Genomic DNA, 22,120 nt, shown 5'->3' on the forward strand with positions numbered 1-22,120 from the left:
CGGCGTCAGCGGCGGGCTTTCACCCTATCGATGACGGCGTCCACCAGGGCCGCAGTGGCGGTCACCAGCGCGATCGCGACGCAGAATCCCCCGAAGGTGTCGGAGAGGTAGTGAACCCGGTTCGAGGTCTGCGACCACGACATCGTCGCCGCGAGCAGCAACCCCAGCGCCAGCACCAGGGCCGTCCCACGGACGCGGCCGAGGCCGTACCGGGTGGTGAGGAACAGCCCGATGACCAGCCCCGCGGAGGTCAGGAACGCGGTGTGCCCGCTGGGGTAGGACAGGTTGTCGCCGTTGATGAACCGCGAGGCCACCGGTTTCGCCAGCGTCGTGACGACCCCGGTGACGACCGGGCCGGCGACGATCAGGATCGTGAGCCGCGTCTGGCCGGACCGGAGGAACACGACCCCGAGGACCACGACGATCAGGGCGGCCCCGGCGGGATCCCCGAGCGAGCCGACGACCCACGCCACGCCGTAGACGAACGGCGGGTCGATGCTCCCCCGCAGCGCCCGGTACACGGCCTCGTCGAGGTCCGTGCCGACGGTGTGGCCGTGGAACAGGAACCCCAGCACGACGGCCACCACCGCCGCGACGACCGCGACGGCGAAGAGCGGCGCCCGCACCGGCCGGGGAAGGGCGGGCGCGGCGGCCGCGGGCCCCACGCGCGTCACCGACCTGACCACCGGACCACCTGTACGTACCGATCATACGGGCGCACGGCGCTCGGTCAGCTCCAAATGTCCTGGTGCACGTTGAAGATCACGCGCGACCCCTGCCGTTCGAGCTGGATCGGGAGCTCCTTCATCCCGGACAGCCGGTCGCGCACCGCGTGCTGGTGCTCCAGCGGGCACGAAACGAGCAGGAAGCCACCGCCGCCGGCCCCGGTCACCTTCGCTCCGGTGGCTCCCGCGCCGAGCGCCGCTTCCACGGCGTCGTCGATCTGCTGGTTCGACACCCCGGAAGCCAGCGCGCGCTTGGCGTCCCAGCTCTTGCGCAGCGCCGTGCCCAGCGCGCTGACGTCCAGCGCGCGCAGGCCGTCGGCCGCTTCGCCCGCCAGGTCCACCAGCTGCTTGAGCTGGGGCAGGCGGTCGCCGACGTTGGCCGTCTGCTCCCCCAGGATCGAGTCCGCTTTGCGGGTGATCCCGGTGTAGAACAGCATCAGCTCGTCCTGCAGCTCGCGCCACTGCGGGCGCGGCAGCTCGATCCGCTCCACCTCGGTGGCGTCGCCGGGGCCGAAGCGCAGGTCGCACAGCCCGCCGTAGGCGGCCGCGTACTGGTCCTGCTTGCCGATGGGCTTGCGGCAGCGGTCGATCTCGATGGCGCACGCCCGGTCCGCCAGCTCCTTCGCCGTCACCTGACGGCCCTGGTAGGCGAACAGCGCGTGCAGCAGCCCGACGGTGACCGAAGAGGACGATCCCAGGCCGGACCCGGCCGACGGGATGTCCGCGAGGGTGGTGATCTCGACGCCGCCGCGCACGCCGGTCATGTGCATGGCCTCGCGCACGAGCTCGTGCTCGAGGTCCTCGACCCGCGAGACGATTTCCTTCTTGGAGTAGTTCACGTAGATGTCGTCGTCGAAGCGCTGCTTCACGACGACGTAGATGTACTTGTCGATCGCGGCGTTGAGCACGCGGCCGCCGTGCTCCCGGTAGTACACCGGCAGGTCCGTGCCGCCGCCGACGAGGCCGATCCGCAGCGGGGTGCGCGTGATGATCATCCTGCTCGCCTCTCCCATTGTTCCCGCGCGCTCGCGAGCGCCGCGGGCGTGCCGATGTCGAGGAAGTACGCGTCGCCGATCGAAACCGCCCGCGCCCGGCCGACCAGCTGCGGCAGCAGGTCGTAGCCGATGTCCCGCGGCGGCGGCCCGATGAGGTCGAGCACTTCCGGCGAGAACGCGTACATCCCGGCGTTCGCGAGGTTCCCCGGCGGGTCCTCGGGCTTCTCGAGGAACGCGGTGACGACGCCCTCGCCGTTCACCGTGACGATGCCGCACCGCGAAGGCTCCGGGGTGACGAACACCGACAGCGTCGCGAGCGCGCCACCCGCCTGGTGCGCGTCGATCAGGACCCGCAGGTCGAAGTCGGTCAGGTTGTCCGCGTTGAGGGCGAGGAAGCTCTCCTCGTGCTCGACGAAGTCCCGGTTGGCCGCCAGGGTCCCCGCGCTGCCGAGCAGCTCCGGCTCCTCGGTCAGGCGCACCGACGGCCCACCACTCCGGCCGGCCAGGTGCTCGCGGACCAGCGGCGCGAGGTGGTGCAGGTTGACCAGGACCTCGTCGACGCCCGCGGCTTCGAGCGCTTCCAGCCAGATATCGAGCATCGGCCGGCCGCCGACGGGCACCAGGCACTTCGGCAGCCGGTCGGTCAGCGGCCGCAGCCGGGTGCCGAGGCCCGCGGCGAGGAGGAACGCCTTCATCCCCCGGCCTTCCGGACGACGCCGAGCGAGCGCATCTTGGCGTTGGCCTCGGTGAGGATCTCGTCGAGGCCGGGCATGTCCCGCAGCCACTCCGCGTACTCCGCGACGGACTCGGCGGGCGAGCGCTGCGGCTTCCAGCCGAGCTCCTTGAGCGCGTCGATGTCGGACAGGATGTGCCGCGTGTCGCCGAAGCGGTACTCGCCGCTGATCACGCCGGGCTCCGAAGAGCCGTACTGCCGCTGCACGACCTCGGAGAACTGCTGCGTCGTGTACGCCTCGCCGCCGCCGACGTTGAACACGCGGCCCGCCGCCCGCGGGTCGGTCAGCACCAGGACGTTCGCGTCGACGACGTCGTGGATGTTGACGTAGTCGCGGATCGCCTGGCCGTCTTCGTACAGCGTGGGCGCGGTACCCAGGAGGTAGTGCAGGTTGAAGATGCGGCAGGCACCGGAGTACGCGTTGTACACCGACTGCCGCGGGCCCTGGACGATGCTGTAGCGCAGCGCCACCGTCGGGATCCCGTACCGGCGCCCGAGGTTCACGGCGACGACTTCCTCGCCGTGCTTGGACATGCCGTAGGCGTTCTGCGGGTTCGACACGCGCTCCGGCGTCGTCAGCATGGTGAGCGGACCGTCGCACACCGGGCACCGGACGTCCCAGTCCGCGGCGATCAGCCGGCTCTCCGGGCGCATGCCGGGCGTCTGCTCACCGTGCTCGGCGCAGCGGTAGAGCCCCTCGCCCATCGCCGCCTGGGAAGAGGCGACGACGACGCGCGAGATGTCGAGCTGCTCGGCGACGATGAGCTCGTAGATCATCGCCGTCGACGTCACGTTGACGTCGGTGAACTTCGCGAAGTCCGGCAGGTAGTCCTGGTAGGCGGCGAAGTGGTAGACGGCGTCCGTGCGGCGCAGCAGGTTGCGCATCAGGTCGCGGTCGCGGACGTCGCCTTCGAAGAAGTCGACGCCGGGCGCGAGGTAGTTCGGCTTCCCGCCGCGGTGCACGGGCGAGACCACCGCGTCCAGCACGGTGACGTCGTGCCCGAGCCCGACGAGCCGGTCGCACGTGTGCGAGCCGATGAACCCGGCGCCGCCGGTGACCAGGATTCTCAACGTCCACTCCGGAGGGCGTGTACTTCGCGGTAGACGGCCAGGGTCTTCTCCGCGGTGGCCGCCCAGGTGAACTCGCCGGCCCGCTCGGGACCGCTCTTGCGCAGGCGCTCGTTCTCGGGCCCGCACGCCTTGACGATCGCGTCGGCGATCGAATCGGCGTCCTTCGGGTCGGCCAGCAGCGCGGCGCCGCCGGCGGTCTCCGGCATGGCGGTCACGTTGGACGTCACGACCGGGCAGGCCGCGGCCATCGCTTCGAGGATCGGCAGGCCGAACGTCTCGTTGTGCGACGGGTAGACGAACACGTCCGCGGCCCGGTAGAAGTGCACGGTCTCGCTCAGCGGCACGCCGCCGACCCACAGGATGTCGCCGCCGACGCCGAGGCCGTCCGCGAGCGCCTTCAGGCCGCCGATGTACTCGGTGTCGCGGCCCGGCCCGACGACGACCAGCTGCCGGTCGCCGAGCTCGGCCTTCGCCGCGGCGAACGCGCGGATCAGGCCTTCGCAGTTCTTGTACGGCCACAGCGAAGAAACGAACAGCACGAACTGCTTGCGCACCCCGTAGGTGTCCGCCACGTGCCGGAACGCTTCTTCGCGGTCGCCCGGGTTGAACAGCTCGTGGTCCACGGCTTCCGGGATCAGCCGGATCTTCGCCGGGTCGATGTCCAGGTACCGCTTGGCCTCTTCGACGAGGCTGTCGGAGTTGAGGACGACCGCGTCGGCCTTCTCGACGGTGCGCGGGTAGCTGAACTGCCGGTACAGCCGCGCGCCGCGCGAGATCGCGTCCGGCGTCGTGTACGCGTGCAGCGTCTTGATGTGCGCGACCAGCCCGGGCGCCGACTTCACGATCGGCGCCATCAGCGTGTTCAGCACGTCGATGCGCCCGAGCGGCAGCCGGACGGGCGAGTAGAGGTGCTCGGAGAGCGTGCGGAGGTTCCGCTTTTCGTTGGACCACGGGAAAGTGATGTACTCGACGCGGTCGCCGTAGCCCTGGTGCGTCGGCTTCGACTTCGGGCTCACCAGGAGGTGGAACGATTCGCCGGCTTCGAGCCGCTGGGCCATCTCCGGGATGACCCGGGTCCAGAACCAGTGCGCGCCCGACGGGTTGCCGGGATCGTCCGTGAGCAGGTTGATCGCGACGCGCATGCGGTCAGAACGTCTGGGAGACAACGGCATCGGGGGTCATCCTCGCTTGTCGGACGTACTGGGCCAGCAGGTGCATGCAGCCTTGGTGGACGTCTTCGATCACGCCGTAGTTGACGGAGTCGACGTGGACCGAAACCGTCGCCTTGCTGCGGGCCGGGCCGCCTTCGAAGCCGGTGAAGGCGATCGTCGGCACCTCGTGGGCGGCGGCCCACTCGAGGGCGCGCACGATGTTCGGCGACCGGCCGGACGACGAGATGACGATGAGGACGTCGCCCGCGCGGGCCTGGGACTGGAGCTGGTACTCGAAGACCTGCTCGTACCCGAGGTCGTTCGCGATCGCGCTGAACAGCTCGACGTTCGTCGACAGGCTGTGCACCCGCGTGGTGAGCCCGGTCCCGTTGCGGACGCCCTTCAGGTGGTCGCACTGGAGGTGGTTGGCGATCGAGGCCGACCCGCCGTTGCCGCAGGCGAAGATCGTCGCGTCCCGGTCGTGGGCCGCGGTCAGGACCTTCGCCGCGCGGCTGATCTGCTCGAGGTCGACCGTGCCGAACGCGCGGGTGATCTCGTTGACGTACGCGCCGCCGTAGGAGTCCGCCCGGTGGAAGCGCGCGGACGGGAACTTCGGCACCCCTTCGGCGGTGGTGTGCCCGGGCGGGGCCTTGAGGTCGTCGGCGCCGAGGATGACCCGGACGGCGGCGGCGAGGTCCGGGTAGGTGTCGACGCCGTGCACGGCCGAACTGGGCGGCCCGACGTGCAGGGCCCGCGCGCCCACGGCCTCCGCGAGCCCGACGTCCGACGGGCTGTCGCCGACCACCCACGAGGCGGTCAGGTCGAGGTCGAGGGCCTGCGCGGCGGCCAGGGCCATGCCGGGACCGGGCTTGCGGTCGGCGCTCGGCCGCGCGAAGGCCGGGATGACGCCGTCGGTGTGGTACGGGCAGAACAGCCAGAGGTCGATGTGCGCGCCGTGCCGGGCCAGCTCGGCGATCATGTACTTGTGGACCTGCTCGACGTCTTCGATGCCGTAGTAGCCGCGGGCGACCCCGGCCTGGTTGGTGACCACGGCCACCGGGAGGCCGGCGCGGTTGAGCGCCGCGATGGCTTCGATCGCGCCGTCGATGAACTCGACCCGGTCGACCGAACCGACGTAGCCGCTGTCCACGATGATCGTGCCGTCTCGGTCGAGCAGCACCCCTGGTCGGCTCACGGTTCGACCACCTTCACCTTTGTCGGAATGGGCGCGGGGCGGTCCCGCACCGGAGAATTTCGCGCCCGCGCCTTTGAGGTCGTCCCCGCCAGGGGCATCGTTACGTCCGGCGTCGGGGTGGTGAGCAACCAGGAAGCGAGCGCCAGGTGGAGCAGATAGGGCGACGCGTCACCGAGTCCGGCTTCGGTGTAGGAAGCGAGCAGGCAGTAGCTGACGAGGAACAACGCGCACGCCCGCGCCGGTGACGGGGCCCGGGAAATCGCGGAGACGACGAGCGTCAGCAGGAAAAGCACCACGATCACGACACCCATGTAGCCCTGTTCGTGGTAAACGGCGAGCCAGCTGTTGTCGATCGGCAAGCCGTCGAACGACTTGTTGGACAATCCCGTGCCGAAAACCTGCTCGAACCACGTCCGCGGCATGTCCAGCAGGCGGCCCCACACCTTCGCCCGGCCGGTGAGGTTGGCGAAGTTCTCCTTGTCCTGCCCGCGCAGCAGCCAGGCCTGGATGAACGCGCCGAGCAGCACGGTTCCGGCGCCCGCCACCGCGATGCCCCACATCACCACCTTCCGGGCCCGGGCGCTGGTGAGCAGCATCGACAGGCCCGCCACGGCCAGGCCGACCACCAGGCCCGCCGTCGCGGTCCGGGTATGGGTGAGCAGCAGCAGCACGAGGGCCGGGCCCGAGATGATCGCGACGCTCCGGCCGGTGGTGAGCTTGTTCAGCCAGAGCAGCACGCTGAGCCCGATCGCGATCGCCGCGTACTGCCCGACCTGGGTCGCGGTGAGCGGCCACAGCACCCCCGTGAGCCGCCCTTCGTTGTCCTGGGCCAGCGCCATGCCGGGCGCGACTCCCAGGCCGATCGCAACCGTGACGAGCAGGGCGGTCAGCACGCGCACGTGGTGCTTGACGAAGCGCAGCACGTTGTCCATCCACGGGCTGATCAGCCACAACGTGCCGATGAACAGGGCGAAGCGCGCGCACCGGAACAGCGAGCCCCAGCCGGACGCCAGCCGCGCGCTGCCGGCCAGGCTGCCCACGAGCATCAGGGTCAGCAGCAGCAGGTACGCGCTCGGCCGGAGCTTGAACCGCGGGTTGATCGCCAGCGCGAGCACGAACGCGAACCCGACCGACGACATGGTGAGGATCTGCTCGACCGAGCGCGGGATCGGCAGGATGGACGGGCCGAGCGAGCCCAGGGTGTTGAAGACGAGCAGGGACCACACGACGCAGACGACCTTCACGGCCTGTGCGGTGCGCGGCACGTCCGGCGCGGTGTCCCCTCGCGTCATCAGCTGCCTCCGGCCGGGTCGAACGTGCTGCCCTGGTCCTGCTTGTACAGCGTGGACTGCCACTGCGCGGGGTCGACGACCTTGCTGGCTTCCTCGGGCACGAACGTCCACGGCCCGGAGTAGCGGTTGTCGTGCCACCGGTTGTTCTGGTGGAAGGTGATGGCCTGCTCGACCGCGTCGTCCTTGTACGGCGACCAGTCGGGTGTGGTGCCGAAGTTGGACAGCAACCCCATCCGGGCGCACATCGCGCGGCAGTCGATCACGGCCGGGTCGACGGCGAACCGGTTGTCGTGGATGTCGACGTTCTGCGTCTTCCACCGGCAGTCACCGCGCAGCGGGTCCTTTCCGATGGCCGGTGCCGCGCACTGCGAGACGTTCGGGACCAGGCGCGTGCACAGGCCGGTCGAAGAGTTGGCCGGGCTGTTGCAGAAGCGGTCCGCGTTTTCCCACAGCGTGATGCCGGACCAGTTGTTCTCCATCGTGTTGCCGGCGATCTCGATCTTCGCGGTTCGCGCCGGGACGCGCGGTTCCCCGCCGGATTCGGAAATGTAGATCGCGGCGACCGGGAAACTGTCGTCCTTCTGGACGTATTTGCGCCCGGTGACGAGGTTGTTCCCCTTGATGAGGTTGTCGCGGATGGTCGCGTTGTAGCTGGCTTCGTAGAAGATCGCGGCGTCGTCGTTGTTTTCGATGACGTTGCCTTCGATCAGGAAGTCGTTGTTGTTCGTGTCCGCCCAGATGCCGGGGCCGCGGTTGTCGTGGATCCAGTTCCCGCGGATGTCGGCGCCGTCGACCATCCAGAGCTTCATCGCCCCGCTGCAGCCGCACCCTTCGGAATACTTCTTCTCGACGTCCTCGGCGTTGTTGCCGACGAACTCGTTGCCCTCGACGACGAGCTTGCCGAGCTCGCCGCAGCAGCCGTTGAGGCCGTACTGGCCGTTGTTGCGCAGGCAGTTGCCCTTCAGCACCTGGTGGGTCCCCGCCATCACCGCGGCGCCGAGGTTGCCGGAGAGGTCGTTGTCCTGGATCGTCCACTCCGGACCGGAGTCGTGGTTCACCGCGCCCTCGTTGTCGGGCGTCCGGAAGTTGGTGACGGTCAGGTGCTCGATGGTCACCTTCGCCGACTTGCCGGTGAAGGCGTACCGGTTCACCTGCCGGCCGTCGACGATCGCGCCGGGCGCGCCGATGTAGTGGTCGCCCTCCTTCGGGGCCACCTGCTCGTACTCGCCGTCGGCCAGCGTGTGCGTGCCGGGGGCGAGCCAGAACGTGGTGCCGGGCGGGTTCGCCGCCGTCTTGGCGACGAGGTCGCCGCGGACCGCCGGGTCGACGGTCACGGCGCCGGCCGGCGCGGTCGCCGGCCCCGCCGGCAGGTGCCCGCAGACGGCGGCGACCTTCGGCGTGTTGTCCGGCGGCGGCTCGGCGGTGCACGCCCCCAGCGTCAGCAGGAGCGCTCCGAAAAGGACCCCGAGCGGCCGCTTCATGACGCGAAACCGAGGCGGGTGGTCAACGTCCGGCCGGGGACGGCGCGGCCGGTGCCGACGAGCGTGGTCGCCGGTTCCCGGACGCCGAAGCCCGGCGAGTACCAGCCGAGCGGCGGCTCCTGCTCGCCGCGGTGCGACGTCCACGTGAGGGACTCCGGCAGGGTCAGCGCCGCCGTGCGGCGCTCGCCGTCACGCTCCCACGACAGCCGGGCACGGCTCTCGTCCAGCACGACCCGCACGTCGGGGCCGAAGTGGAACGCGAGCCGGACGGTCGTGCCCTCCGCGCGGAGCACCTCGTCGGTGATCGTCAGGTCGGCGCCGGCCAGTTCCACCGTGCGGCGGTGGACCGCCGGGGCGTAGCCGTCGTGCGCCGCCGACCAGCGCGACGGGCCGTCCTCCGGGGTGTGCACGGCGAGCACCTTCGTGACCGCGTGCCGCGTCCACAGGAACGGCCCGCCGGACACCGACTGGTCGGTGCCGTCCAGTTCGAGGGTGTTGTGGCCGAGCGTCGAGCGGAAGTACGACCGCCACTGCGGTTCGCCGTGGTAGCAGAAGGTGCCGGGGTCGGCGAGGATGTCGACGCCGTCGTGGCGGACCTCGACCGAGAGCGCGTCCGCGTGGGCGTGCGCGGCGATCGACAGGAAGCCGTGCGGGCCGCCGTCGCAGCGGGCCCAGACGCGTCCCGAGCGCAGGATGGTCATGCCCGCGTCCCGCAGCTGCGCCGGGCGCCGGTCGGGCCGGACGCCCGAGGCTCGCGGGGTCCGGAGGGCCAAGGACGCCAGCAGCGGCGTCCGGACGTCGTCACCCGGGACCGCCGGCCACCAGTCCAGACGGCCGAAGAGCGCCTCGCCGGTGGAAAGCAGCGAAGCCCAGCGGTCGGTCTCGGCGCCGTCGACGACCAGGCCGTAGCCGTCGTCGGCGTCGCCCTGCCGCGGCGGCCGGAGCCGGTCGTCCACAATGGACGCCAGCGCGTCGGACATCCGGAGCAGCACGGCCCACGTGCTTTCCGGCACCGGCGTGCCCGCGACGTCGGCCTCGACCGCCGCCGCGAGGCCCAGCTCCAGCACCAGGCCGTGGTACTCGGACGCCAGTTCGGCGTTGAGGCCGGACTCGAAGGTGTTGCGGCCCAGCTGGACGTCCAGCGAGCGCATCGCCTCGGTCCGCCAGTCCGCCGACTCCGGGAACCAGCCGAACGCGCACGCCGCGGCCAGCAGGCCGGCGTCCTCGGCGATCACGTGGTTGTTCGCCGACGAGCCGTGGCTGCGCAGCGTCGAGAGCCAGTTCTGGTGGTGCCACAGCTGGAGCTGGAAGTCCGGGTTGTCCTCGAACAGTTCGTCGACGCCGGCCCAGCCGTCGAGCAGGCGGCGCGTCCAGACCCACGACAGCAGCCGGATGCCCAGCTCGATGCCGCTGATCCAGTGCGGCCCGCGCAGCGGCGGGTTGGCCGCCCACCACGACCGCAGGTGCTCGGCCACGCGCTCCGCGTACGCCGAGGTGCCGGTCAGGGCGTACGCCGCGGCCAGCACGGTCAGGTGCTGGTGGCGCGACGGCTCCCAGATCTGCTTGATGTCGCCGACCGCGTCCTCCGACCGGTACGGCACGTCGAAGGCGTAGCCGTCGTGCGGCGCACGCCGGCCGGTCTTCGGGTCGAGGAACCAGTCCGGCGCCACGAGGTCCGTGCGGACGACGCCGAAGTACTCGGCGCGGCCCGCCATCAGCTCGTCGGCGGTGACCAGCAGCCGCTTGACGCCTTCGCCGGACACCTTGCCCAGCACGCCGTCCGGCAGCACCGCCGTGAAGCGCGGGTGCGAAGGCCAGAGCGGCGGCTCGGGCGGCTCGGACCGCCACCGCCGCTGGACGACGGCGTGCCGCGCGCGCCCGACGACCTCCGCCGGCCCCATCCGGGACAGCCGGCGCAGGTACCAGCCGGGACCCATCATGCCGGGGCACCCGCCTTCCGCGGCAGCTCGATCCGGACCGGCGCCGCGTTGGCGACGCTCGTCTGCGCGGCGAGCGTGGCGAGGGTCGTCGCGGCCATCGACGCGACGGAGATCGGCATCGGGCCACCCGTGCGGACGGCCTCGAGGAAGGCGTTGACCTCGGCGGCCTGGCCCTTGTCGCGGCCCTTGGGGATCCGCGAGCTGGCCCACTTCTTGCGCGAGTACACCGAAGCGCGGACGAAGTCGTCGAACTTCAGGACCTTGCCGTCCGCGGTGAGGTCGAGGGTCTCCTTCGGGAAGCCGGACGAGCCGGTCTCCGCGTAGGTGATGACGGCCGTCGAGCCGTCCTCGTACCCGAGGGTCACCTGGAGGTCGCCGGTGGCGTAGACCGAGACCGGGTCGGCGTCGAGCAGCCAGCTCACGGTGTCGATGAAGTGCCCGCCCTCACCGGCGAAGCGGGAGCCCTCGGTGGCGGTCTGGTTGTACCAGCTGCCGTGGTCGAGGCGGCCGGCGTTGACCAGGTACCGGACGGTGGCCGGGCCGACGCGCGGGCCGAACTGGCCGCGGGCTTCGTGCAGCAGCGGCGCGAAGCGGCGGTTGAAGCCGACCTGGAGCCGGTCGTTGCCGGACTCCTCGATCGCGTCGAGCACCTTCTGCAGTTCCTCGGGCGAGAGCGCGAGGGGCTTCTCGACGAACACCGTCTTGCCCGCCAGCAGCGCGCGGCGGGTCAGCTCGGCGTGCGAGCTGTGGCGCGTCACGACGAACACCGCGTCGATCGAGTCGTCGCCGAGGACGTTGTCGATGTCGGTGGACGCCTCGGCGAAGCCGAACTTGCGGCGCGCGTTGGCGCCGGAGAGCGCCGACGTCGTCGCGACGTGCTCGAGGCGGACGTCGTCGCGTTCCACGAGGTGCGGCAGCAGCATCGACGACGCGTAGTTCCCGGCGCCGATGAAGCCCAGCCGCACCGGCTGCCCGGCCGGCAGCGGCGCGGCCTTGTGCTCGACCAGCCCGACGCGCGCGGCCGTCACGACCGGCTCGGTCCTGGCGACCGCGTCCGGGTAGCGGAACAGCACCGCGACGGCTTTCAGCTCGCCCTCGTTGAGCGCCTGGTACGTCTCGACCGCCGACGAGAAGTCCGAAACGTGCGTGATCAGGGGCTCGACGTCGAGGCGGTCGCGCGCGATCAGGTCCAGGACGCACTCGAGGTTGCGGCGCTCGGTCCAGCGGACCTGGCCGATCGGGTAGTCGCGGCCTTCGAGCTCGTAGGACGGGTCGTAGCGGCCCGGGCCGTACGAGCGGGAGAACCGGACGTCCAGTTCCTTTTCGTAGTAGGCGTTCCACGGCAGGTCGAGCTTGCACTTGCCGATGTCGATCACGCGGCCGCGGTCGCGCGACAGCTTCGCGGCCAGCTCGACCGGGTCGTTCGTGTTGCCGCCGGCGGCGAGGTAGGTCTGGTCGACGCCCGCGCCGTGCGTCAGCTCGGCGACGGCGGTGTCGACGATGCCCGAGCCCGGGTGCGCGCAGGTCAGCGCGCCGAGGCTTTCGGCGAGCTTGCAGCGCTCCGGGTCGGGGTCGACGCCGAAGACGCGCACGCCGGAGGACACCAGCAGCTGCACCACGAGCTGGCCGATCAGGCCGAGGCCGATGACCAGGGCGACGTCGCCGATCTGCGGCTCGCCTCGGCGGACGCCCTGCATGGCGATCGAGCCGACGGTGCCGAACGCCGCGTGCCGCGGGTCGACGCCGGCCGGGACGCGCGAGTAGAGGTTCTTGGGTACCCAGTTCAGCTCGGAGTGCAGGGCGTGCTCGTTGCCCGCGCAGGCCACGAGGTCGCCGACCGCGACGTCGGTGATGCCTTCGCCGACCTGCTCGACGACGCCGCACAGCGAGTAGCCGAGCGGGGTGTAGGAGTCCAGTTTGGACGTCACCTTGCGGTAGGTCGCGGCGAGCCCGTTGGTGGCCACGCTCTGCATGACCTTCGCGACCTGGTCCGGGCGGGCCTTCGCCTTGCCCACCAGGGACATGCTCGCCTCGGACACCTTCATCATCTCGGTGCCGGTCGAGATCAGCGAATACACCGTGCGGACGAGCACCCCGCCCGGCTTGCAGGCCGGCTCGGGGACCTCGAGCAGTGCCAGCTCACCGCTCTTGTAGTTCTGGACTACCTGCTTCACTTCGCTCCCGCCAATGCGTTCCGGTACCAGTATTCGAGGGTCAGGACGTGCCAGAGGTGCTTGCCGCGGTCCTCCTGGCCGGCCGCGTCCTCGGCGACCATGCGCTGCAGCGCTTCGCGGCGGAGGAACCCGGACTCGACGAGCACGCCTTCGTTGACGACTTCCCGCACCAGCGGCGCCAGGTCGCGGCTCATCCAGGCCCGCAGCGGCGCGCTGAACAGGCCCTTCGGCCGGTGCACGATCTCGCCGGGCAGGATGTTCTCCGCGGCCTTCTTCAGCGCCATCTTCCCGGCGCGGCCGACGATCTTCTCGCGGCCGGGGACCTTGAACGCGGCCCGCACGACCTCGACGTCGACGAACGGCGTCCGCACCTCGGTGGACGCCGCCATCGTCGACCGGTCGGTGTAGGTCAGGTTCAGGCCGGGCAGGAACATCCGCGAGTCGGCCAGGCACATCCGGTTGACGAAGTCGTCGAGCGCCTGGTCGTGGTAGGTGTCGGCGTGCTCGGTCAGGACGGCGTCGACGTCCGCCGCGAAGTCCGGGTTGACCAGGTCGAGCAGCTCCGCGCGGTCGTACATCGTGTAGCTGCGCCGGAACGCCGTTTCCTCGGGCAGGCCCGCAAAGGACAGGAACCGCTTGGCGAACCGCACCGACCGGTACCCGCGCTTGGCCGACGCCACCGGCAACCGGTCCACGATGGACTCGACCGGCCTGCGGACCGCGCCCGGAACCTTGTGGTAGCGCAACGCGATCAGGTTCGCGAGGTGCTTGCGGTAGCCGGCGAACAGCTCGTCGGCGCCCATCCCGGACAGCATCACCTTGACGCCGGCGTCGCGCGCGGCCGTGCAGATGAGGAACGAGTTGATCGCCGCCGGGTCGCCGATCGGCTCGTCGAGGTGGTAGGTCATCTTCGGCAGCAGGTCGAGCACCTGCGGCGCGATCTCGATCTCGTGCAGGTCGACGCCGAACTGCCGCGCGACGATCCGGGCGTACTTGAGGTCGTCCGGCATGGCCTCGAACTTGGCGTCCTCGGCGCGGAACCCGATGGTGTAGGCGGAGATCCCGGGCCGCGCCCGAGCGGCCAGCGCCGTCAGGTAGCTGGAGTCCAGGCCACCCGAGAGGAACGTCGCGACCGGGACGTCGGAGATCAGGTGCTTGGCCGTCGACTCGGCGATCACCTCGTGCAGGTCGAGTTCGCCGTCGAAGGCCGCGCCCTCCTCGGCGACCTCCCGCAGCGACCAGAACCGGCCGCGGTCGACCTGCCCGTCCGGGCGGCAGCGCAGCCACGTGCCCGGCGGCAGCTTCTCCGCGCCCTGGTAGGCGCACCGGCTGTCGGGCACCCAGTAGTAGAGCAGCGACGCGATGAGCGCGGCGTTGTCGACCTGCAGCGACCCGCCCAGCTCACCGGCCAGCGCTTTCAGCTCCGACGCGAAGACGACCCCGCCCCCGCGCCGCACGAAGAACAGCGGCTTGATGCCCAGCTGGTCGCGGACCAGGAACAGCTCGCCAGTGCCCTCTTCGAACATCGCGAAGGCGAACATCCCGCGCAGCTTCGCCAGGCAGTCCGTGCCCCAGCGCCGCCACGCCTGCAGCAGCACCTCGGTGTCGGACGTGCCGCGGAACCGCACGCCCGCGGCCTCGAGTTCGGCCCGCAGCTCCGGCGCGTTGTACAGCTCGCCGTTGTAGCTCAGCGCGAGGCCGTCGAGGACCATCGGCTGGGCCCCGGTCTCGGTCAGGTCGACGATCGAGAGCCGCCGGTGTCCCAAGTGGACGTCGCCGGCGCCGGCGGCGTGGTCGTAGCGGCCGGAGCCGTCCGGCCCGCGGTGGGCCAGCGTCTTGGTCAGCCGGTCGGTGAGCGGACCGCCGTCCGGCCAGAGGTAGGTGCCTGCGATGCCGCACATCCCGAGTGGGCTCCCCTTCGTCGCGGCGCGGTGGTCAGGAGACCTCCGCGCTCTTTTCTGGCTCGAGGTCGGCGTTCAGTTCGCCTTTGTGCGTCGGTTCGCCGTGGTCGCGCTTGAACGGCGTCGGCCGCTTCGGCGGTTTGACCGGGGCGAACTTCTTCGTCGGCGCGTCCAGGTGGTCCGGCACGCTGACCTGCCCGGGCTCCGGCAGCGGCGGAGCGGGCTTCTCGACCGGCTTCGGCGGCGGGGCCACCGGCCGGACCGGTGCGATCCGCCGCGTCGGCGGTTCCACGACCGCGACGCGCTCGGCGATGCGGGCGGCCAGCTCGTCGATCCGGTCCTCGTGCTCGACGACCGGGACGCGCTGCACCGGCGGCCGGCTCTTGGCGCGGCCGCGCAGGGCCGTGTGCAGGCCGTCCCACAGCGTGCCGTCGGACTTGTCGCGCGGGTCCGGGTCGACCAGCACGACGCCGATGATCGGGATCTCCTCGTCGGCGAGCTGCCGCGCGACCGTGTGCAGCCACAGGGTGTTCGCGTGCCCGGCCTTGACGACCAGCACGGTCTCCTTGCCGAGGTGTTCGAGGTCCGTCCACGCCGTGCCCGGTGCGACCGAGCCGACGCCGATGCGGCGCTCGTCCGGCCCGGGCTCGGGGTCGCCCGCCCCGACCACGGTGACCGTGCTCTTGGTCTCGGCCACGAGCTTGCGGACGTCCTCGTGCGGCAGGTCGTCGACGACGCTCGCCGTGCCGTCGGCGGCCAGCTCCTCGGCGATGTCGAGGGCGAGCGCGGCGGCGACCTTGGGCGCGCCAAGCTCCAGCAGCGACACCTGTGGCCGGTCCTTCCGGATGGCGCGGACCAGGGTCGTGGCGACGCGCTTGCGGTCGGACACGGCCCGCGAGCGCCGCCAGAACCGGGCCGGCCCGGGCAGCTTGCTCCGCAGCTGCGCGATGACCGACGCGCCGAGCCCGGCGGAGATCTCGCCGCGCAGCACGGGCTTGTCCCGCGAGATCGCGGCGACGGCGGCGAACGCGAGCCCGAGCGCCAGGCCGAGCCCGAGCCCGATGGCGCCGTTCAGGCCGGCGGTCTTCAGCATCGCGCTGGGCAGCTGCCGGGCCGCGTCGACGACCTGCGTCCCCGCGGTCACCTGCGGGTTGCCGATCCCGGCCTGCTGGGCGCGCGAGGAGAAGTCCGAGATCTGCGACGTCAGCGCGGCGCGGCGGCTGTAGAGCCCTTCGAGGGTGCTGGGGTTGGAGTTGCGGCCCTTGGCCGTCTCGTCGTTGACCTGCTGGTCGACCGTGGCCAGCTCGTCCTGCGCGGTCTTGCGCTGGTCGAGCAGGGCCTTCGCCTGCGCGTCGGCGACTTCCTTGTCCCGCTTCACGTGGTCGGCGATGAAGGTGTCGGCCAGCGCCTTCGCCTTGGCGACGGCGTCCGGGCCGGTCTTCGCCTTGACCGTGACCTGCATGATGTTGTTGCTCAGCCCGAGGCCCGTGTACTCCTTGGCGAAGTCTTCGGGCCGTTCGGTGCTGCCGATCGCCTTCAGGGCCTGGCCGGCGATCTGGGTCGTCTGGAGGACCGTGACGTCGGTGCGCATCAGCGAGCCGCTGTCGGTCGGCGAGTCCTGCGCGTGCGCGATCATCATCGTCACCACCGCGGTGGGCGGCGGGGGCATGAAGACCGTGACCGCCGCGCCGCCGAGCAGGCCGAGCAGCGCGGTGCCCAGCCAGAAGCGCTTGCGGCGGCGGATCGAGACGACCAGCCGCTGGAGGTCGATCAGCGGCGCTGCCTGGGTGTTCGGGTTCGTCACGGTCGACCTGCCATGGCTTCGCCGGGAGCCCCGGAGGTGGACGAGGGCTCGTGGCCGGAGGACAGCACGGGACAGGTGACGACCACGCCGGCGATTTCACGCCCGGCTTCGGCGGCGGCCGCGGTGAGTTCGGCCAGCTCCCAGTCGATCCGGGTGCCGAGGCCGGTCACGACGACGGCGGTGTCTTCGCCGTCCGGGACCAGGGGCCGTTCGGGCGACACCCGGCAGACCCGGGCCGGGACGCCCATCCGCTCCGCGACTTCGGCGAGCCCTTCGGCGGCCGTCCCCGAGCCCGGGTCGTCGTCCGGCACCAGCAGGAGGACACCGCGTGCGTCGGCGTCGAGGTGCTCCAGCACCCGGCGGAACCGGATTTCGCGCTGGCTGTCGCCCTCGGCGACCGCGACCGGCGGCAGCAGCCAGGGCCGGTCGGCCCCGAGCAGGTGCCGGACCCGGCCGGTCAGGCCGGCGGCCGCCTTCCCCGCCGCCGGCGCCGGTTCGACGTCGACGAGCGCGAGCACCCGGGCGCCGAGCGCGGCGGCGATTTCGTCCTGCTGCCGCAGCCGGCGGTCCCGGCGGTACGCCACGAGGTGGCCGAAGATCCCGATCACCAGGAACGCGAGCGCCCCGCCGACGGTGAACTGCACCGGCGTCGGCGAGGCCTGGCCGTTCGGGGCGGGCGCGGTGCCCATCGCGACCGCGTTGTTGCTGCCGACGGTGGCGTCGGCGGCGCCGAGCGCCTTCATCGCCTGGTCCAGGGACGTCCGGAGGCCTTCGAGCTGGGTCCGGGCCTGGACGCTCTCGACGGTGAGGTTCCCGCCGTTGTCCTTGGCGAGGTCGTCGATCTTCTGGGTGGCCTGCCGGACCTGCTGGCGCAGTGCTTCGCGCTGCTCGTCCGCGAGCTGCGAGGACGCGTCGCCCGAGTTGGTCGCCAGCTGCCCGGCGTACTTCACGTACTGCTGCGCGACCTGGTCGGCGAGCTGCTGGGCGTGCTCGGCGGTGTCGGCGGACGCGGTGATGGTCACGATGTTGCCGTTCGCGGCCGCGGTGGTGATCTGGTTCTTCAGGTCGTTGCCGCTCGGGTGCCACGACAGCTGCGCGGCGGCGCGCTCGAGGACGACCGAGCTGGTCGCCACCTCGGCCTGGGTGAGCAGTTCGTCGGCCTGCCGCGGCCCTTGCAGCAGGACGCTCGACGTCGTTTCGTAGCCGGGTGAGAACAGTACGGACGCGCCGAACCCGGCGGCCGCGCCCAGGACGGCGAGCGCGGCCAAGAGCCGCCAGCGCCGGCGGAGAACCTGCCCGATCAGGGCCAGGCGCACCGTGTCGTCAGTCAACGGCGGTATCTCCATTCCTGAGCGGGTACGCCGAACGGATGTGGCTTGATCGGCCGGTTACCCGAACCGTCGTCGGACCGGGAGCATTGGTTACACGTGTCGTGACTTCTTGACCGAACGGCGATCAGGACTTCACAGCGTGCTCATATGCGGCGATGAGGTTCTTCGCCGAGTTCTCCCACGAGAGCGCGCCGGCCACCCTGGCCTGGCCGAGCTTGCCCATCCGGACCCGCTCTTCGGGGTCGTCGAGCAGCTGGGAGACGAGCTTCGCGAACGCCGATTCGTCGTTCGCCGGGGCGTAGACCGCCGCGTCGCCGGCCGAAACGCGCGCCTCGCGCAGTTCGAAGGAGACGATCGGCTTGCTCATGGCCATGTACTCCATGACCTTGTTCATCGTGGAGACGTCGTTGAGCGGGTTCAGCGGGTCCGGCGAGAGGCAGACGTCGGCGGTCGACAGGTACCGCACGAGGTCCTCGTCGGAGATCCGGCCGGTGAACTCGACCTGGTTGCTCAGCCCGAGCTTCGCCGAAAGCGCGACCATGTCGTCGAAGGCGTCGCCGGAGCCGACGAACACCGCGTGCCAGTCGGTCCGCCCGACCTCGTCCCGCAGCTTCGCGAGCGCGCGCAGGGCGTAGTCGACGCCGTCCTGCGGGCCCATCACACCGAGGTAGGCGAGCATGAAGGGCTTGCCCTTCTTCAGCTCGGGCTCGACGGGCACTTCGTGGAACCGCTCGACGACCGGCGCGCTGCGCACCACGAAGACGTCTTCGGGCCGCTTGCCGCCGCGGATCCGGGCGACCTGCTTGTAGCTCTCGTTCGTCGCGATCACGACGTCGGCGGCGCGGTAGGTGGCGCGTTCGAGCGCGCACACCCCGCGGTACAGCAGGTCCTGCCCGCGGTCGAAGCGCGAGAGGTACAGCTCGGGGCACAGGTCGTGCTGGTCGAAGACGAACCGCGCGCCCTGGCGCTTCAGGTACTTCGCGACCAGGTAGAGCAGGTCCGGCGGGTTGCAGGCGTGCACGACGTCGACCGGGCCGACCTTCCGCGCCAGCCGCAGCGTGTGCCACAGCGCGCTGCCGTACTCCTGCAGGTACCCGGCGGGCCCGCCGGTCGCCGCCTTCAGCGGGTACCGGTGGATGTGGACGCCGTCGACGACGGCTTCCGCCTCGGTGTCGCGTTTGGTGCCCTGCGGGCAGATCACGTGGACTTCCCACCCGGCGTCGCGCAGGGTCGTGGACTCCTGCCACACGCGCCGGTCGAAGGGGACGGAGAGGTTTTCGACGAGGATGAGCGCTTTACCAGGCAAGGCCGGCGTATCCCTCTTCAAGGCGACGCGTCGCGGCGTCGGGCAGGCGGACGAGGTCGATCAGCGCCCGGTCGCCGCCGTGCGGCAGGGCCGCCAGCACGTCCGGGTCCTTGGTGCCGACGAGCAGGACGTCGGCGTGGTCCATGACTTCTTCGACGGACCCGGCCAGCAGCTGGCCGAGGTGCGGCAGCCGGCCCTCGATGTACTCGCGGTTGGCGCCCATCAGCCGCGAGAGGCTGACGTTCGCGTCGTAGATCTTCAGGTCGTAGCCCTTGCCGAGCAGCCGCTCGGCCAGCTCGACCAGCGGCGACTCGCGCAGGTCGTCGGTGCCCGGCTTGAAGGAGAGGCCGAACAGCCCGACCTTGCGCTTGCCGGTGCGCGCGACGAGGTCGAACGCGCGCTGCAGGTGTTCGTCGTTGGACGCGAGCACGTGCGACAGGATCGGCACGCTGACGTCGGCGCGGTGCGCGGCGTAGACCAGCCCGCGCAGGTCCTTCGGCAGGCACGAGCCGCCGAACGCGAACCCGGGTCTCAGGTAGGCCGGGCTGATGTTGAGCTTGGTGTCGGCGAGGAAGACGTCGATCACCTGGTGCGAGTCGAGCCCCAGGGCCCGGCAGACCGCGCCGAGCTCGTTCGCGAAGCCGATCTTGAGGCCGTGGAAGGAGTTGTCGGCGTACTTCGTCATCTCCGCGACCGGGATCGGCACGCGGAAGACCGGGCCGGGCAGGCCTTCGTAGAGCGCCGCGACGGCGTCGCCGCTGGCCGCGTCGATCTCGCCGATCACGGTCTTCGGCGGGTCGAAGAAGTCGCGGACGCTGGTGCCCTCGCGCAGGAACTCGGGGTTCACGGCGACGCCGAAGTCGACGCCGGCGGTGCGGCCCGAGGACTTTTCCAAGATCGGGATCAGCAGGTCCAGGCAGGTGCCGGGGAGCATCGTGCTGCGGAAGACGACGGTGTGCCGTTCGCTCTTCTTCGCGATCGCTTCGCCGATCTCTTCGGCGACGCGCTCGAGGTAGACGGTGGAGAGGCTGCCGTTCGGCGCCGACGGCGTGCCGACGCAGACGAGCGAGATCTCGCTGTCGGCGACGGCGTCCGCGACGTCGGTCGTGGCTCTCAGCGCGCCGCTCGCGACGACTTCGGCCGTCAGCTCGCCGATCCGCTCCTCGACCACCGGGGCCTTGCCCTGGGCGATGAGGTCGATCTTGACCGGGTTGACGTCGACGCCGACCACCCGGTGGCCCTGCCCCGCCAGGCACGCGGCGGAGACACAGCCGACGTAACCGAGTCCGAAGACACTGATCTTCACGCCAAAACCTCCGCTATTCCGCGCGACCCTCAAGTTGGTCGGCGGGACCCCCTGGATCGTTACCGGAGGCGCGGCGAACGGGGTAAAGCGTGAGGAGGCCGTCAGGCGTAACGGATTTCGCGTAAAAATCGGGTCTCGAATTGCAGGTTGCACGTGGGCGAGCAACCCGCTGGACGCGGTTTCGGTCAGCGGGTCCCGAGAAGCCGTTTCCGTTCCGGGGTGCAGGTCCACCACGGCCGCGGCGGCGCGCCACCGGCTTCGCCCCGCGCCGGGGGCTCTGCCACCCGGACCCCCCGAAGCCGTGGTTGCGCGGGCTCATGGGCCCAGCACGGCAGCCCGGGGGCCGGCCCGTCTTGAACGGATCGGCCCCCGGTGCGCGGTTCGTCAGTTGTTGTTCACGAAGGTGGTGGCGAGGCTCTGCCCCTTGCTCACCGCGTTGTTGTGGTTCTCGATCGGCGAGACGGTCGAGTTCTTGAAGCAGATGTAGGTGACGCCGGAGTCGGTACCGCCGTTGGACGGGTCGGGGTTGATGCCGAGGTCCTTCGCCGTCGCGTAGGAGGCTTCACCGATGATCTGCGTCGGCCCGGTGTCGCCGATGACGGCGTACTCGACCTTGCCGTTGTAGATCACGGCGCAGGAGCCGCCGCCCTTCAGCTGCGACGAGGTGTACTTCCAGATGCTGCTGGAACTCGGCACGACGATGTAGGGCAGCTTCGCGGCGTTGAGCGGCTTGCCGTCGGACTGGTGGAACGCGGTGTCGTTCTGGTAGCAGCAGTCGGTGTTCTCGTTGCACTGCGTGCTGCGCTGGCCATCGCAGTCGATGTCCATGTCGGCTTTCCAGAAAACGGCCCCGTTGGCATCGCAGATGGCGACGGTCTTGGCCGAGACGTCCTCGTCGGTCTTGTACTTGCCGTTCGAGATCTGCTTGCAGCCGCTGGTCTTGGCGAGCAGCTGCGCCGCGGTGGGCCCGGCTTCGACGGTGGCGGGCCTCGCTTGCGCACTCGGGGTTTGCGCATTCGGGGCTTGCGCGGCCGACGCGAGCGCCGACGGCATCACGGCCGCGGCGACCGCCATGGTCGCGAGCAGGATCAGTTTCCGCATTCCTGGTGCTCCCTTTAGTTAGGAAACTTTCCTTACGGCGGCGAGGCGACCAGAATGCACCCGCGGGAGGACGGGTTCAAGACCTTCCGGTCCGAGAATTTCCCATCATGCGGCCGGACTTGACGAAAAGGCTGCTCACCGAGGGCGAGGGCTCGAGAAGGTGTTCCGATCGCCGGGACGGAGTTGGTGGGCAGTTCTCGATCCGCGGCGGGCCGGTCAGCTGCCGCGAATCAGCCTCGGCCGAGCCGGCGGCTCGCAACCCGCCGCGCGAATCCAGCCCAGGCGCCGACCTACCCGGTCCACGGCACGCGGGTCAGCCGCGGCGCGACCTGCCGCCGCACGCAAACCAGCCCCGGCGCAACGGCAGCTCGCAACCCACCAGCCGCCGCACGCGAATCAGCCTCGGCGAAACAGCAGCCCGCAACCCACCGACCACCGCACGCAAACCAGCCCCAGTGAAACAACAGCTCACCACCCACCGGCCACCGCACGCGAATCAGCCTCGGCGAAACAGCAGCCCGCAACCCACCAGCCGCCGCACGCGAATCAGCCTCGGCGAAACAGCAGCCCGCAACCCACCGACCACCGCACGCAAACCAGCCCCAGTGAAACAA

16 protein-coding genes are annotated in these 22,120 nt (G+C 70.8%); all 16 read right to left on the bottom strand.

The window, feature by feature from the left end:
• Window positions 1–5: 5 nt before the first annotated feature.
• Window positions 6–674, bottom strand: a complete 669-nt coding sequence (locus ACWEN0_RS33105; protein WP_451982534.1) for a phosphatase PAP2 family protein — start codon at window positions 672–674, stop codon at window positions 6–8.
• Between the two features lie 56 nt (window positions 675–730).
• Window positions 731–1,720: a GHMP family kinase ATP-binding protein gene (locus ACWEN0_RS33110; RefSeq protein WP_451982537.1), complete on the bottom strand. Its 990-nt coding sequence runs from the start codon at window positions 1,718–1,720 to the stop codon at window positions 731–733.
• The gene (locus ACWEN0_RS33115; RefSeq protein WP_451982540.1) at window positions 1,717–2,415 is read right to left on the bottom strand and encodes a nucleotidyltransferase family protein; all 699 of its coding nucleotides are present in this window, start codon (window positions 2,413–2,415) and stop codon (window positions 1,717–1,719) included. Before ACWEN0_RS33115 ends, ACWEN0_RS33110 begins: the two co-directional genes overlap by 4 nt.
• The gene (locus tag ACWEN0_RS33120; RefSeq protein WP_451982543.1) at window positions 2,412–3,524 is read right to left on the bottom strand and encodes an NAD-dependent epimerase/dehydratase family protein; all 1,113 of its coding nucleotides are present in this window, start codon (window positions 3,522–3,524) and stop codon (window positions 2,412–2,414) included. The genes ACWEN0_RS33115 and ACWEN0_RS33120 overlap by 4 nt, the downstream gene beginning before the upstream one ends.
• Complete coding sequence (locus ACWEN0_RS33125; protein WP_451982546.1) at window positions 3,521–4,666, bottom strand: glycosyltransferase family 4 protein; 1,146 nt, start codon at window positions 4,664–4,666, stop codon at window positions 3,521–3,523. The genes ACWEN0_RS33120 and ACWEN0_RS33125 overlap by 4 nt, the downstream gene beginning before the upstream one ends.
• A gap of 4 nt (window positions 4,667–4,670) precedes the next feature.
• A complete protein-coding gene (locus ACWEN0_RS33130) occupies window positions 4,671–5,870 on the bottom strand; it encodes an HAD-IIIA family hydrolase (RefSeq protein ID WP_451982548.1) in 1,200 nt (399 codons plus the stop codon).
• Complete coding sequence (locus tag ACWEN0_RS33135; RefSeq protein ID WP_451982551.1) at window positions 5,867–7,162, bottom strand: O-antigen ligase domain-containing protein; 1,296 nt, start codon at window positions 7,160–7,162, stop codon at window positions 5,867–5,869. Before ACWEN0_RS33135 ends, ACWEN0_RS33130 begins: the two co-directional genes overlap by 4 nt.
• Window positions 7,162–8,643: a right-handed parallel beta-helix repeat-containing protein gene (locus ACWEN0_RS33140; RefSeq protein ID WP_451982554.1), complete on the bottom strand. Its 1,482-nt coding sequence runs from the start codon at window positions 8,641–8,643 to the stop codon at window positions 7,162–7,164. The genes ACWEN0_RS33135 and ACWEN0_RS33140 overlap by 1 nt, the downstream gene beginning before the upstream one ends.
• A complete protein-coding gene (locus ACWEN0_RS33145) occupies window positions 8,640–10,583 on the bottom strand; it encodes an alginate lyase family protein (RefSeq protein WP_451982557.1) in 1,944 nt (647 codons plus the stop codon). Before ACWEN0_RS33145 ends, ACWEN0_RS33140 begins: the two co-directional genes overlap by 4 nt.
• A complete protein-coding gene (locus ACWEN0_RS33150) occupies window positions 10,580–12,757 on the bottom strand; it encodes a bi-domain-containing oxidoreductase (protein ID WP_451982560.1) in 2,178 nt (725 codons plus the stop codon). The genes ACWEN0_RS33145 and ACWEN0_RS33150 overlap by 4 nt, the downstream gene beginning before the upstream one ends.
• A complete protein-coding gene (gene asnB / locus ACWEN0_RS33155) occupies window positions 12,754–14,658 on the bottom strand; it encodes an asparagine synthase (glutamine-hydrolyzing) (RefSeq protein WP_451982562.1) in 1,905 nt (634 codons plus the stop codon). The genes ACWEN0_RS33150 and asnB overlap by 4 nt, the downstream gene beginning before the upstream one ends.
• A 34-nt stretch (window positions 14,659–14,692) precedes the next feature.
• The gene (locus ACWEN0_RS33160; RefSeq protein ID WP_451982565.1) at window positions 14,693–16,462 is read right to left on the bottom strand and encodes a Wzz/FepE/Etk N-terminal domain-containing protein; all 1,770 of its coding nucleotides are present in this window, start codon (window positions 16,460–16,462) and stop codon (window positions 14,693–14,695) included.
• Window positions 16,459–17,793: an exopolysaccharide biosynthesis protein gene (locus ACWEN0_RS33165; protein WP_451982568.1), complete on the bottom strand. Its 1,335-nt coding sequence runs from the start codon at window positions 17,791–17,793 to the stop codon at window positions 16,459–16,461. The genes ACWEN0_RS33160 and ACWEN0_RS33165 overlap by 4 nt, the downstream gene beginning before the upstream one ends.
• Before the next feature lie 124 nt (window positions 17,794–17,917).
• Window positions 17,918–19,099 (bottom strand): glycosyltransferase family 4 protein, encoded by a 1,182-nt coding sequence (locus ACWEN0_RS33170; RefSeq protein WP_451982571.1) that lies wholly within the window; start codon window positions 19,097–19,099, stop codon window positions 17,918–17,920.
• A complete protein-coding gene (locus ACWEN0_RS33175; protein WP_451982574.1) occupies window positions 19,089–20,405 on the bottom strand; it encodes a nucleotide sugar dehydrogenase in 1,317 nt (438 codons plus the stop codon). Before ACWEN0_RS33175 ends, ACWEN0_RS33170 begins: the two co-directional genes overlap by 11 nt.
• 384 nt (window positions 20,406–20,789) lie before the next feature.
• Entirely contained in the window at window positions 20,790–21,506 is a 717-nt protein-coding gene (locus ACWEN0_RS33180) for a glycoside hydrolase family 75 protein (RefSeq protein ID WP_451982578.1), read from the bottom strand.
• Window positions 21,507–22,120: the final 614 nt, after the last annotated feature.

Source organism: Amycolatopsis sp. NPDC004378, from assembly GCF_053602455.1.